We start from the raw sequence: 14,189 nt of genomic DNA on the forward strand, positions 1-14,189 counted from the left end.
TCGAGGACATGCCTGTGACGAGCCCTATCAGAATCCTGCCGGTCCCGCTGACCCTGGCCATGGCAATCGCCCTTGCCGGTTGCGCCGGCCTGCCTGACCAGCGCCTGGCCAACGAAGCGCTCAAGCGCGGTGACACCGCGACCGCCGCGCAGAACTACCGTGCGCTGGCCGATCTGGGTTACAGCGAAGCCCAGGTGGGCCTCGCCGACATCCAGGTCGACAGCCGCGATCCGGAACAAATGAAACAGGCCGAAGCCACCTACCGCGCCGCCGCCAGTGTTTCGCCGCGTGCCCAGGCCCGACTCGGTCGTCTGCTGGTGGCCAAGCCCGGCTCCACCGAAGCCGAGCATCAGGAAGCCGAAAGCCTGCTGAAGAAAGCCGCCGCCAGTGGCGAAGGCAACACGCTGATCCCGCTCGCGATGCTGTACCTGCAATACCCGCACAGTTTCCCGAACATCAACGCCCAGCAGCAGATCGACCAATGGCGCAAATCCGGTTACCCGGAAGCAGGTCTCGCACAAGTGCTGCTGTATCGCACCCAAGGCACGTACGACCAGCATCTGGATGACGTGGAAAAAATCTGCAAGGCCGCGCTCAACACCACCGACATCTGCTACGTCGAGCTGGCCACGGTCTATCAGAAACGTGGCGCGCCGGAGCAACAGGCCGAGCTGATCAAACAACTGCAGACCGGTTACGGCCGCGGCACCGTCAGTGCTCAGCGGGTGGACTCCGTGGCCCGTGTGCTGGCCGATTCGACCCTGGGCAAGACCGACGAAAAAACCGCGCAGTCGCTGCTCGAGCCGATCGCGCCGGGTTACCCGGCGTCGTGGGTCACCCTCGCGCAACTGCTCTACGACTTCCCGGAACTGGGCGACGTCGACCAGATGATGAAGTACCTGGACAACGGCCGCGCCGCCGACCAGCCGCGCGCCGAACTGCTGCTGGGCAAGCTCTACTACGAAGGCAAACTGGTCCCGGCCGACGCCAAAGTCGCCGAGGAACATTTCCAGAAAGCCGTCGGCCGCGAAGTCGCCGCCGATTACTACCTCGGCCAGATCTACCGCCGTGGCTACCTGGGCAAGGTCTATCCGCAGAAGGCCCTCGACCATCTGCTGACCGCTGCGCGCAACGGCCAGAACAGCGCCGACTTCGCCATCGCCCAACTGTTTTCCCAAGGCAAGGGCACCAAGCCCGACCCGCTCAATGCTTATGTGTTCAGCCAGTTGGCCAAGGCGCAAAACACCCCGCAAGCCGATGAGCTGGCGACCACCCTCGCCGCGCAACTGCCGCCCGAGCGCCTGGCCGAAGCCCAGCGCCTGCTGCAACAGGAACAGGCGACCCGTGGCGCCCTGAGCCAGAACACGCTGCAACTGCACGCCCTGCAAGAAGAAGACGGCGAGGAAAAACCATGAAATTGAATCCCTTTGTGAAGGCCGGCATTGGCCTCACGTTCGCGCTGATCTGGTCTTGTCCGACCCTGGCCGCGATGACTGAATCGAAGAACTTCGGCCTCGAAGTGAAAATCACCGGCCAGTCCGAAGACGACCGCGACCTCGGTACCGCCAGCGGCGGCGACGTCAACGGCGTCGGCCTCGACCTGCGCCCGTGGGTCTACGGCGAAAGCGGCGCGTGGAGCGCCTATGCCATGGGCCAGGCCGTGACCTCGACCGACATCATCGAGACCGACACCCTGCAGCAGTCCGACAGCGAGGGCACCCAGACCACCGACAACGGTGACCGCAAGACCAAGAAGAACTACCTGGCGATGCGCGAATTCTGGGTCGGCTACAGCGGCCTGACGCCCTACCCCGGCGAGATCCTCAAGTTCGGTCGCCAGCGCCTGCGCAATGACGACGGCCAGTGGCGCGACACCAACATCGAAGCCCTGAACTGGACCTTCGACACCACCCTGCTGCGCGCCAACGCCGGTGTCGCCGAACGCTTCAGCGAATACCGTACCGACTTGAAAGAGCTGGCCCCCAAAGACAAGGATCGCCTGCACGCCTACGCCGACGCCGCTTACCAGTGGACACCGGGCAACTGGGTCGGGATTCGCGGTCACCACACCCACGACGACGGCAAGCTCGACTATCCGGAGCCAGGCGTGGCCGGCGATTCGCTGGACAAGAAAGAAAACGGCGATATCAGCTGGCTCGGCCTGACCGCAGACAGCGACGCCTACAACTGGCGCAACACCAACACCGTCAACTACTGGGGCAGCATCACCGGCATGAGCGGCGACCGCGACACGGTCAACGCCCTCAACGCCGACGGCACCCGCCCGGCCCAGGCCAAGCGCAGCGACAACGTCGACGGCTGGGCCACCGACATCGGTGTGCGTCTGCGCCTTGATCCGCAATGGCAGGTCGGTGCGGCGTATGCCCGTGCGAGCGCCGATTACGAACAGAACGGCCTGGAAAGCAACCGCTCGAACTACACCGGTACTCGCTCGCGGGTTCACCGTTTCGGCGAGGCCTTCCGTGGCGAAATGAACAACATGCAGACCGCCACCCTGTTCGGTTCGTGGATGCTCAACGACCAGTACGACGCCAGCCTGATCTACCACAAGTTCTGGCGTGTGGACGGCAACAAGCCGGTGGGCAGCAACGGCATCAATGCCGTGGAGAACAACACCGACGATGTCACTGGCGCGATCCTTTCCAGCACTTCCCTGCCACTGCAGGACGGCAACAAGGATCTGGGCCAGGAAATGGATCTGGTGGTCACCAAGTACTTCAAGCAAGGCTTGCTGCCGGCGGCGCTGAGCCAGTCGATCGACGAACCGTCGGCGCTGGTGCGTTTCCGTGGCGGCGTGTTCAAGCCGGGTGACGCCTATGGCAGCCAGGTCGATTCGTACATGCACCGCGCGTTCATCGACGTGATCTGGCGCTTCTGATGCTGACCGCCAAGGGAGTGCCCGACATGAACAGTGCCCGCAAAGGCTCACTCAGCCTGCTGGCCGGCGCGATGCTGCTGGCCTCGGCCGGCGCCTTCGCCAGTGTGGAACCGGCCAAACCCGCGACCACCGCCAAGGAGCTGCAACAGGCCAAGACCTACACCGTCAGCAGCGCGCCGACCGAAGCGCTGGAACTGGCCAAGCCGAAATTGCCCGACCTCTCCGGCTACACCGCCGAAGCCGCCGCCGCGAAAATCGTGCGCAGCAAACCGGGCAAGATCAGCGTGCGCCGGATGATGCAGGAAGACGCCCTGAAGGACTTCATCGGCGGCGACAACAAGATGGCCGAATGGGTGGTGCGTCAGCACGGCATCCCGCAGGCGATCTTCGTCGACGACGGCTACATGAACCTGAAAGAGCTGGCGCAGAAACTGCCCAAGCAGTACTTCAGCGAAACCTCGCCGGGCGTCTACCTGGCCAAGTTGCCGATCGTGGTCGGCCGCAAAGGCATCCTTGAGATCGACGGCCAGACCCAGGAATTGCGCCTGTCCCAGGAGGCCGGTTCGTTCCTGGTCAACGACGGTCAGCTGTTCGTGCGTGACACCAGGGTCACCGGCTGGCGCGAGAAGGAAAACGGCCCGGCGACCTTCCGTTCGCCGAAGGAATTCCGCCCGTTCCTGCTGGCCTGGGGCGGCACCGAGACCTACATCGTCAACAGCAAGATGGCCAGCTTCGGCTACGCCAACAGTAAGTCCTACGGCGTGAGTATTTCCCAGTACACGCCGAACATGGCCAAGGTGCTCAAGCGTCCCGAGCCGACCGGCTGGATCGTCGGCTCCGAGTTCTCGGACATGTGGTACGGCTTCTACTGCTACGAGACCCGCGACTTCGTGGTCAAGGGCAACACCTACAAGGACAACATCGTCTACGGCATCGACCCGCACGACCGTTCCCACGGTCTGATCATTGCCGAGAACACGGTGTACGGCACGAAGAAGAAGCACGGGATCATCATTTCCCGTGAAGTGAACGACAGCTTCATCTTCAACAACAAAAGCTACGACAACCACCTCTCGGGGCTGGTGATCGACCGTAACAGCGTGAACAACCTGATCGCCTACAACGAGATCTACAAGAACCACACCGACGGCATCACCCTCTACGAGTCCGCCGACAACCTGCTGTGGGGCAACAAGGTCATCAGCAACAAGCGCCACGGCATCCGCATTCGTAACAGCGTGAACATCCGCCTCTACGAAAACGTCGCCATGGCCAACGGCCTGACCGGCGTCTACGGGCACATCAAGGACCTGACCGACACCGACCGTGACATCAAGCTCGACCCGTTCGACGCCCAGGTCTCGCTGATCGTGGTCGGCGGTGAACTGGCGGCTAACGGCAGCGGCCCGCTGTCGATCGATTCGCCCCTGAGTGTCGAGCTGTATCGCGTGTCGATGCTGGCGCCGACCAAATCCAGCGGCATCAGCTTCAACGGCATCCTCGGCGAGCGCCAGGATGAAATTCTCGACCTGCTGGTGCGCCAGCAGAAAGCCGTGCTGATCGACCCTGTCGAACGCCAGACCGAATTGCAGGACTGAGGATAATTTTATGCACCCACACCTGATCAAATTACTCAGCCTGTCGGCCCTGACCGTGGGCATCCTGGCAGCCAGCAACGGCGCCCGCGCGGACGAAGTGAAAGCGCCAACGTTCACCGCCGAACCGTGCTGCAGCCTGTGCCCGGCCGCCCATGACGCGAAGAACTACACCACGCGCTATCAGCAAAACTTCACCACTCTGGTGCAAGCGCAGGGCGACTGGTTGTTCCGGACCCAGGAAGACTTGCGCACCGAGTTCAACACCACCCCGGCCGGCTACAAGCGCCTGCAACAACTGCACGATGCGTTCAAGGCCAAAGGCGTCGAACTGGTGATCGTCTATCAGCCGACCCGTGGCCTGGTGAACCGCAACAAGCTCAACCCGGCGGAAAAAGCCGCGTTCGATTACGAGAAAGCGCTGGGCAACTACAAGACCATGCTCGGCCGTTTCGCCAAAATGGGTTACGTGGTGCCGGACCTGTCGCCGCTGACCAACGAATCGCTGCCGGAGACCCTGCCCGCCCACGATTTCTACTTCCGCGGCGACCAGCACTGGACGCCATACGGCGCCCAGCGCACGGCAAAAATCGTCGCCGAGAAGGTCAAGCAGATTCCGGCCTTCGCCGACATTCCCAAGCGTGAATTCGAAACCAAACGCTCCGGACGCATGGGCAAAACCGGCACCCTGCACAACATGGCCGGGCAACTGTGCGGCACCAGTTACGCGATCCAGTACATGGACCAGTTCACCACCGAGCCGAAAGGCGAAGCGGGTGACGGCGATCTGTTCGGTGACTCCGGCAATCCGCAAATCACCCTCGTGGGTACTTCGCACAGCGGCAAGAACTACAACTTCGCCGGCTTCCTCGAAGAAGCCATCGGCGCCGACATTCTCAACGTCGCGTTCCCCGGCGGCGGTCTGGAAGGTTCGATGTTGCAGTACCTGGGCAGCGACGAATTCCAGAAGACGCCGCCGAAAATCCTCATCTGGGAATTCTCGCCGCTGTACCGCCTCGACCAGGAAACCATCTATCGCCAGATGATGGCGCTGCTCGACAACGGCTGCGAAGGCAAAGAGGCGCAAATGTCCGCCAGCACCACGCTCAAGCCGGGCGGCAAACAAGAACTGCTGGTCAACAGCAAGAACCTGAACCTGCAGAACAGCAGCCATCAGGTCGACATCCGCTTCGCCGACACCTCGGTGAAAACCCTGCAAGCCACCCTCTGGTACATGAACGGTCGCCACGAGGACATCAAGATCGAGAAACCGGAAACCTCCGATACCGACGGTCGTTTCGCCTTTGAGTTGCGCACGGACGAAGACTGGGCCTCGCAAAACCTGCTGGCGGTCGAAGTCCAGGGCCCGGAAGCGGGCACCGCGCCACAGAAAGTCGAAGCGAAAATCTGCAAACGCAACGTATTCCCGGGCGCTGGGCAACAAACCGCTCAGGTCGGGCAATGAGGTCTGCTATGCGAAATCCGAAACTGAAAACTCTTTTGGCGCCGACGCTGCTCGGGCTGGCGATCTTCGCCGGTACCGCGCAGGCCGCCGCACCACTGCGTCCGCCACAGGGCTATTTTGCGCCTGTGGATAAATTCAAGACCGGCGACAAGAGCGAAGGCTGCGATGCGATGCCGACGCCCTACACCGGCCCGCTGCAATTTCGCAGCAAGTACGAAGGCTCGGACAAGGCTCGCGCGACGCTGAACGTGCAGTCGGAAAAGGCCTTCCGCGACACCACCAAAGACATCACCACCCTGGAGCGCGGCACCGCCAAGCGGGTGATGCAGTTCATGCGCGACGGTCGCCCGGAACAGCTCGATTGCACACTCAACTGGCTCACCGCGTGGGCCAAGGCCGATGCGTTGATGTCCAAGGACTTCAACCACACCGGCAAGTCGATGCGCAAATGGGCGCTGGGCAGCATGGCGTCTTCGTACATTCGCCTGAAGTTCTCCGACTCCCATCCCCTGGCCCAGCACCAGCAGGAAGCCCAGGTGATCGAAGCCTGGTTCAGCAAAATGGCTGATCAGGTGGTCAGCGATTGGGACAACCTGCCGCTGGAAAAAACCAACAACCACTCGTACTGGGCCGCGTGGTCGGTGATGGCGACATCGGTCGCGACCAACCGCCGCGACCTGTTCGATTGGGCAGTCAAGGAATACAAGGTCGGCGTCAATCAAGTCGATGCCGACGGTTTCCTGCCGAACGAACTCAAGCGTCAGCAACGCGCCCTCGCCTATCACAACTACGCCCTGCCGCCGCTGGCGATGATCGCCAGTTTCGCCCAGGTCAACGGTGTGGATCTGCGTCAGGAAAACAACGGCGCGCTGAAACGCCTGGGTGACCGGGTGCTGGCCGGAGTGAAAGACCCGGATCAGTTCGAGAAGAAGAACGGCAAAGAGCAGGACATGACCGATTTGAAAGAGGACATGAAATTCGCCTGGCTCGAACCGTTCTGCACCCTCTACACCTGCCCGCCGGATGTGATCGAGAAAAAGCATGGCATGCAGCCGTTCAAGACCTTCCGCCTCGGCGGCGACCTGACCAAGGTCTACGACCCGTCCCATGAAAAGGGCAACAAGGGATCGTGAAAAGCGAAAGGCAAAAGCCCCTCACCCTAGCCCTCCCGAAACGTCGGACCGCCCGGAGGGAGAGGGGACTGACCGAGGTGCTTTTGAGAGATCCGCCGACCTGAGCTACCGAGTGGTTCTCAGGTTTTGAAAGCGATCGAAACAAGGGGCCATTGGCTGCAATAGGAAAGACCGAGCCGATCTCAATTTTGGCAACAACCGAGATCAGGCTCCCTCTCCCTCCGGGAGAGGGCGGGGGGTGAGGGCTACGGTCGCAAGGCCACCCACAACCTTCGAAGAAACACCGTTTCACCCCTCCAACACCACGGGGGGTTTGGGGGGGCTTTGGCCCTTGACTGTTGGTTCAAACGTGGAGAGATCGGGATGGTATTTTCATCCAACGTGTTCCTGTTTCTGTTCTTGCCGATCTTTCTCGGCTTGTACTACCTGAGCGGGCAACGCTATCGCAACCTGCTGCTGCTGATCGCCAGCTACGTGTTCTACGCGTGGTGGCGGGTGGACTTCCTGGCGCTGTTCGCCGGCGTCACCCTGTGGAACTATTGGATCGGCCTGAAAGTCGGCGCCGCCGGCGTGCGCACCAAACCGGCCCAGCGCTGGCTGCTGCTCGGCGTGGCGGTGGACCTGTGCATCCTCGGCTACTTCAAGTACGCCAACTTCGGCGTCGACAGCATCAACGCGATCATGACCTCGATGGGCCTTGAGCCGTTCATCCTGACCCACGTGCTGCTGCCGATCGGTATCTCGTTCTACATCTTCGAGTCGATCAGCTACATCATCGACGTCTACCGCGGCGACACCCCGGCCACCCGCAACCTGATCGACTTCGCGGCGTTCGTGGCGATCTTCCCGCACCTGATTGCCGGTCCCGTGCTGCGTTTCCGTGACCTGGCCGACCAGTTCAACAACCGCACCCACACCCTCGACAAGTTCTCCGAGGGCTGCACGCGGTTCATGCAGGGTTTCATCAAGAAGGTGTTCATCGCCGACACCCTCGCCGTGGTAGCCGACCATTGCTTCGCCCTGCAAAACCCGACCACGGGCGACGCCTGGCTCGGCGCGCTGGCCTACACCGCGCAGCTGTATTTCGACTTCTCCGGTTACAGCGACATGGCTATCGGCCTGGGCCTGATGATGGGTTTCCGCTTCATGGAAAACTTCAAGCAGCCGTACATCAGCCAGTCGATCACCGAGTTCTGGCGCCGCTGGCACATCAGCCTGTCGACCTGGCTGCGTGACTACCTGTACATCACGCTTGGCGGCAACCGCAAAGGCACGCTGATGACCTATCGCAACCTGTTCCTGACCATGCTGCTCGGTGGTCTGTGGCACGGCGCGAACATCACCTACATCGTCTGGGGTGCGTGGCACGGCATGTGGCTGGCGATCGAAAAAATGCTCGGCCTCAACACCGCGCCGCGCAGCCTCAACCCGATCCGCTGGGCGCTGACGTTCCTGCTGGTGGTCATGGGCTGGGTGATCTTCCGCGCCGAGAACCTGCACGTTGCCGGCCGCATGTACGGCGCGATGTTCAGCTTCGGCGACTGGTCGCTGTCGGAACTCAACCAGGCCAGCCTCACCGGTCTGCAAGTGGCGACACTGGTGGTGGCTTACGTGACCCTGGCGTTCTTCGGCCTGCGCGATCTGTACACCAACCAGCCGCCGGCCAAGAGCAAGCCTGAAGTCAACGTCGAGGCCAACGGCCCGGCCACGGCGACTCCGGGAATGATCAAGGCAGCCCCGGGCGAAAACCCGGCGAGCATCCACGAGCCTGGCTACACCGTCGGCGTCGAGGCCCAGGTGCAACCGGCCTACTGGACCGCGGACTGGTCGCGCTACGTGATGCGCGGGTTGATCCTGCTGCTGTTCATCGCCTCGATTCTCAAACTCTCGGCGCAAAGCTTCTCGCCGTTCCTTTACTTCCAGTTCTGAGGGATCTGACATGACCCGCTCATTACGCATCTTCTACATCGCGCTGTTTCTGGTGACCCTGCTGGTGCTCGGTCTGTGGTCGGTGCGCAGCTTCTTCGGCTTCAGCACCAACGCCGATGCGACGGTGCTCAACGGCCGCTGGACCAAAGCCGTGGAAACCCACTACGACGATGAGTTCCCGATCAAGCGCCTGGGCACCAATCTTTGGGCCGCGCTGGATTTCAAACTGTTCAACGAAGGTCGTCCGGGCGTGGTGCTCGGTCGCGATCAGTGGTTGTACAGCGATGAGGAATTCAACCCGATCGTCAACGAAGAGCTGAACCTGCAAGGCAACTACGCGCTGGTCGAAGGCGTGCGTCAGACCCTGAAAGAGAAAGGCGTGAAACTGGTGATGGCGATCGTGCCGGCCAAGGCTCGCCTGTACCCGGAACACCTGGGTGAAGTGAAACCGGCAAGCATCCACGCCAACCTCTATCAGGACTTCCACGCCCGTGTCGCGGCGGACAAGATTCTCGCTCCCGACCTGCTCGGCCCGCTGCAAGCGGCCAAGCAGAACGGTCAACAAGTGTTCCTGCGCACCGACACCCACTGGACCCCTGAAGGCGCGGAAATCGCCGCCAACACCCTGGCCAAAACCATCGCCGACAAGTTCCCGCTCAGCGGCGAGCCACAGCGCTTCGTCACCACCCCGGCGGAGAAGGTCACGCACAAGGGCGACCTGCGTCTGTTCCTGCCGCTGGATCCGCTGTTCGAAAACCTGATGCCGGCCAAGGAACCGCTGCAAAAGCGCAACACCGTGGCCGTCGAACAACCCGCCGGGGACGACGCCCTGTTCGCCAACAGCGAAGTGCCGGTGGCCCTGATCGGCACCAGCTACAGCGCCAACCCGAACTGGAACTTTGTCGGTGCGCTCAAGCAAGCGCTGCACAGCGACGTGGTCAATTACGCCGAAGACGGCCACGGCCCGATCCTGCCGATGCTCAGCTACCTGAAAAGCGATGACTTCAAGAACAGCCCGCCACAGGTGCTGATCTGGGAGTTTCCTGAACGATATCTGCCTGTGAACAACGAAATCGGCGACGCCGACCCACAGTGGGTCGCAGAGCTCAAACAAGCCGGTGCTCGCCAACAAAACGTAGCCATCAACACTAAATCCGAGACGCCCGATCGGGCGCAAAACTGAAAGAGAGGTACACCATGACTTTCACTACAACTCCTCGTCGTCTCGCCAAACGCATTGCTCTGGTTGCGGGTCTGAGCGTGCTGTCGGTCCAGGCCTTCGCCGGTGGCGACGCTGCGCTGTACGGCCCGACTGCACCGAAAGGCTCGACCTTCGTGCGCGTCTACAACGCCAGCAACGCTGAAGTCAGCGCCACCGTCGGCAGCACCAATCTGAGCGACGTCGCGCCGCTGGCCAGCAGCGACTTCAGCTTCATGCCGGGCGGTGATTACAGCGCCAAGGTCGGCAGCCAGACCCTGCCGGTGAAACTCGCCGGTGACCACTACTACACCCTGGTCAACAACGCTTCCGGCGCGCCGCAACTGATCGAAGAACCGCCGTTCAAGAACAAGCAGAAATCCCTGGTGCGCGTGCAGAACCTCAGCGACAAGTCGCTGACCCTGAAGACCGCCGACGGCAAGACCGACGTGGTGCCGAACGTGGCCGCCAAGGGCCGTGGCGAGCGTGAAATCAACCCGGTGAAAGTCAGCTTGGCGCTGTACGAAGGTGACAAGAAAGTCGGCGACGTCAAACCAGTCGCCCTGGAGCGCGGTGAAGCAGCCGTGCTGTACGTCACCGGAAACGGCAGCAACCTGTCGCCAGTCTGGGTGAAACGCCCGGTGTCGACTCGCTAAGCACATGAAACCGGGCAGCCGTCGCTGCCCGGTACGGAACAACAACAAGAGTGAAACGACACAGCGTTCGTGCCTCTAACCAATCGATTTTATGGAGTAAACAATATGATTCCGGTGATCTTGTCAGGTGGTAGCGGCTCACGTCTTTGGCCGCTTTCGCGCAAGCAGTTTCCCAAGCAGTTCCTCGCCCTGACCGGCGAACACACACTGTTCCAGCAAACCCTCGAGCGTCTGGTGTTCGAAGGCATGGACACCCCGATCGTGGTCTGCAACAAGGATCACCGCTTCATCGTCAACGAGCAGTTGGCCAGCCGCAATCTGGAATGCCAGCGCATCCTGATGGAACCCTTCGGTCGCAACACCGCGCCGGCCGTGGCCCTGACCGCGATGATGCTGGTCAATGAAGGTCGCGACGAACTGATGCTGGTGCTGCCGGCCGACCACGTTCTGGAAGACCAGAAAGCCCTGCAACGTGCCCTCGCTCTGGCCACCGTCGCCGCCGAAAACGGCGAGATGGTGCTGTTCGGCGTGCCGGCCACCAAACCGGAAACCGGTTACGGCTACATCAAGTCCACCGGTGATTCGCTGCTGCCGGAAGGCGTCAGCCGCGTCTCGCACTTCGTGGAAAAACCCGACGTCAAACGCGCCACCGAGTACGTAGAGTCCGGCGGTTATTACTGGAACAGCGGCATGTTCCTGTTCCGCGCCAGCCGCTTCCTCGAAGAACTGAAAAAGCATGATCCGGACATCTATGATACCTGCCTGCTGACCCTCGAGCGCAGCCAGCAGGATGCCGACACGGTCACCCTGGACGAAGCCACCTTCGCCTGCTGCCCGGACAACTCCATCGACTATTCCGTGATGGAAAAGACCCAGCGCGCCTGCGTGGTGCCGCTGACCGCCGGCTGGAGCGATGTCGGCTGCTGGTCGTCGCTGTGGGAAGTCAACGAGAAGGACGCCAACGGCAACGTCAGCAAGGGCGACGTGGTGATCCAGGACAGCAAGAACTGCATGATCCACGGCAACGGCAAACTGGTGTCGGTGATCGGTCTGGAAAACATCGTGGTGGTCGAAACCAAGGACGCCATGATGATCGCCCACAAGGACAAGGTCCAGGGCGTCAAGCAGATGGTCAACACCCTCAACGCCCAGGGCCGCAGCGAAACCCAGAACCACTGCGAGGTGTACCGTCCGTGGGGCTCGTACGACTCGGTGGACATGGGTGGCCGCTTCCAGGTCAAGCACATCTCGGTCAAGCCGGGCGCGTGCCTGTCGCTGCAGATGCACCACCACCGCGCAGAACACTGGATCGTGGTCAGCGGAACCGCCGAAGTGACCTGCGACGAGAACGTGTTTCTGCTCACTGAAAACCAGTCGACCTACATCCCGATCGCCTCGGTGCATCGCCTGCGCAACCCGGGCAAGATCCCGCTGGAAATCATCGAAGTGCAGTCGGGCTCATACCTGGGCGAAGACGATATCGAGCGCTTCGAAGATATCTACGGTCGCTCCACCCCGGTCGAACGCGGAGTGTCGGTGAAAACCATCGCGCAGTAAGCGTTCCGTAAAACAAGAAGCCCCCGTCCAGCCCGCTGCGTCCCCTATCCGCAGTGGGTTGGGCGGGGGCTTTTTTTGGCCGCCTCAAAGTTTTTAATCGTGAAATTGGTGCTCCGATCCCAGGCTCTGGCCTCCCTTAACAATCCCACAGAGCACACGAGAACAACGAGCACAGCGAGTACGGGAGGACAGACGAGCACACCAAAAACATTTAACTCATTGAAAAATAATATTTTTAAACAAAAAAACGCGTTATATGGCGCAACTCACCCGCTTCCACTTTAGTGATATAGCGCAAATTTAACTGCACAAAAAACGCTTTGACACACCTTTGCTTGCATTAAAACGTGCGTAAAGACGGTTCGTTTTTTCGTTCAGGATGGGCAATAGTTCACCCATCAACGACGGTAGGACTGATCATGATCAACGTAAAGCAGAGCAAAGCCAAGAAAGTGAAAATGGCCGAACGTGCAGCGGCCCAAATGGATATCCACTTCCCCGACTACCCAGAGGTACTGGTGTGGCGAAGAGGCTCTAACAACGGTTTTACCACCCTACCCAGATCTCTCCCCATTGCAATGCAGGCCGTTGATGCTCTAACGAAGGGCAAACCAGCAGGGCATACTCTATTTTGCCTATGGGCCCGCTCGCCAGATCATCCTTTAATAGTGATCGAAAATCAGGCAACTTTTGCTGGAGAAGCTGGCTTTACTGGCGCCCGGGCCGTTGATACATGGCGTCGCAGGATGAAAATCCTAAAACAACATCGGTTTATCGACACCAAGCCTGGCACATCCGGAGAGTTTCATTATGTCTTGCTTCTCAACCCCAACGTGGCTGTGGAGAACATGCGTCAACAGAAAATCATCCAGGATGAGCTTTACGGGCGATTCATTGATCGTGTCGCAGAAATCGGAGCATCTGCGGACTTGAGCTCCGCGAAAGATTATTGGCTTGCGGAGGAAAAGAGAAAGCTTCCTGAAAAGGCTAAAGCTAAGACTAAAAGCCCGGGCGGCTCCGGATCAAAGCCCAAGAAGGTACCTCTTACGTAGTTTTTTCAATTAAAAGCCAGTAAATCAGTTCCGCTAGCAACTCAAGGGGTACTAACTATGTCTCGCTTTCTAGCCGACTTTTTAATCGAAGTATTTGTACAAATTTTTGCGAGCTTATTACTTCAGATTCTAGAAAAAATTGCTCCAGGCCCTTGGCTTCACTGACCTAGTTGAGTCTGCTTTGGCCTTTGAATAACGCTTAGGTAGGATACCTTTCTACTCCATCGAGGTTTCGCGACATGTTCATCGGCGTCTTGCTGGTCATCACCTGGCTGATCCTGCTGTTGCGCTACCCGGCCAAGGCCTTGCCGGTGTCCATGGCCGCCGCCGTCGGCCTTGGGCTCGTGGCGATGTGGGTGGTGTGGCTGGACAACCGCGAGGTCAAGCAACTGGCGCGCCTGGAACTGCGCATCGTCTATGCCCCCGAACACTGCCCCGCCGACCGCCCGCTGCTGCTCAAGATGAACAACGGCAACGACGTGCCGCTGACCGAACTGCGCTGGCGCATCGCGGCGTACGCGCCGGGCGACACCGTGAACCTGGCCGACAATCAATACGCCGCCCCGCGCTATCGCGGCCCCGGCGAATTGCAGCCCGGCGGCAATTGGGAAGACTGCCTGCCGATGCCGCCGTTGCGCCCTGGTTATCGCCCGCAAACCCTGGAGTTTCGCGCCGAGCGATTGCAGGGTAGTTTCTCCGACTGAT

11 protein-coding genes are annotated in these 14,189 nt (G+C 60.5%); all 11 read left to right on the forward strand.

Features of this window, described 5'->3' with window-relative positions:
• Positions 1–8: 8 nt before the first annotated feature.
• The 11 genes from algK (at position 9) to ACKUG4_RS07720 (ending at position 14,188) form a co-directional block, all read left to right on the forward strand.
• Positions 9–1,415 carry an alginate biosynthesis TPR repeat lipoprotein AlgK gene (gene algK / locus ACKUG4_RS07670; RefSeq protein ID WP_445433747.1) on the forward strand — a complete coding sequence of 469 codons (1,407 nt, stop codon included), beginning with the start codon at positions 9–11 and terminating at the stop codon, positions 1,413–1,415.
• Complete coding sequence (locus ACKUG4_RS07675) at positions 1,412–2,899, forward strand: alginate export family protein (RefSeq protein WP_085608137.1); 1,488 nt, start codon at positions 1,412–1,414, stop codon at positions 2,897–2,899. Before algK ends, ACKUG4_RS07675 begins: the two co-directional genes overlap by 4 nt.
• Before the next feature lie 26 nt (positions 2,900–2,925).
• Positions 2,926–4,497, forward strand: a complete 1,572-nt coding sequence (gene algG / locus ACKUG4_RS07680; RefSeq protein ID WP_039769710.1) for a mannuronan 5-epimerase AlgG — start codon at positions 2,926–2,928, stop codon at positions 4,495–4,497.
• A 10-nt stretch (positions 4,498–4,507) separates the two neighbouring features.
• Positions 4,508–5,959, forward strand: a complete 1,452-nt coding sequence (locus tag ACKUG4_RS07685) for an alginate O-acetyltransferase (protein WP_039769449.1) — start codon at positions 4,508–4,510, stop codon at positions 5,957–5,959.
• Between the two features lie 8 nt (positions 5,960–5,967).
• On the forward strand, positions 5,968–7,092 hold the full coding sequence (locus tag ACKUG4_RS07690) for a mannuronate-specific alginate lyase (RefSeq protein ID WP_445433748.1): 1,125 nt from the start codon (positions 5,968–5,970) through the stop codon (positions 7,090–7,092).
• A gap of 363 nt (positions 7,093–7,455) precedes the next feature.
• Positions 7,456–9,021 carry an MBOAT family O-acyltransferase gene (locus ACKUG4_RS07695; protein ID WP_085611402.1) on the forward strand — a complete coding sequence of 522 codons (1,566 nt, stop codon included), beginning with the start codon at positions 7,456–7,458 and terminating at the stop codon, positions 9,019–9,021.
• 10 nt (positions 9,022–9,031) lie between these two features.
• The gene (locus ACKUG4_RS07700; RefSeq protein ID WP_039769444.1) at positions 9,032–10,204 is read left to right on the forward strand and encodes an alginate O-acetyltransferase; all 1,173 of its coding nucleotides are present in this window, start codon (positions 9,032–9,034) and stop codon (positions 10,202–10,204) included.
• A gap of 14 nt (positions 10,205–10,218) precedes the next feature.
• Positions 10,219–10,875 (forward strand): alginate O-acetyltransferase AlgF, encoded by a 657-nt coding sequence (locus ACKUG4_RS07705; RefSeq protein WP_085647734.1) that lies wholly within the window; start codon positions 10,219–10,221, stop codon positions 10,873–10,875.
• A gap of 105 nt (positions 10,876–10,980) precedes the next feature.
• Complete coding sequence (locus ACKUG4_RS07710; protein WP_064382465.1) at positions 10,981–12,432, forward strand: mannose-1-phosphate guanylyltransferase/mannose-6-phosphate isomerase; 1,452 nt, start codon at positions 10,981–10,983, stop codon at positions 12,430–12,432.
• Positions 12,433–12,851: 419 nt separating this feature from the next.
• Positions 12,852–13,484 carry a hypothetical protein gene (locus ACKUG4_RS07715; RefSeq protein WP_445433749.1) on the forward strand — a complete coding sequence of 211 codons (633 nt, stop codon included), beginning with the start codon at positions 12,852–12,854 and terminating at the stop codon, positions 13,482–13,484.
• Positions 13,485–13,723: 239 nt separating this feature from the next.
• On the forward strand, positions 13,724–14,188 hold the full coding sequence (locus ACKUG4_RS07720) for a hypothetical protein (protein WP_007957299.1): 465 nt from the start codon (positions 13,724–13,726) through the stop codon (positions 14,186–14,188).
• Position 14,189: the final 1 nt, after the last annotated feature.

The organism is Candidatus Pseudomonas auctus (genome assembly GCF_048654275.1).
Classification (GTDB): Bacteria; Pseudomonadota; Gammaproteobacteria; order Pseudomonadales; family Pseudomonadaceae; genus Aquipseudomonas; species Aquipseudomonas pharyngis.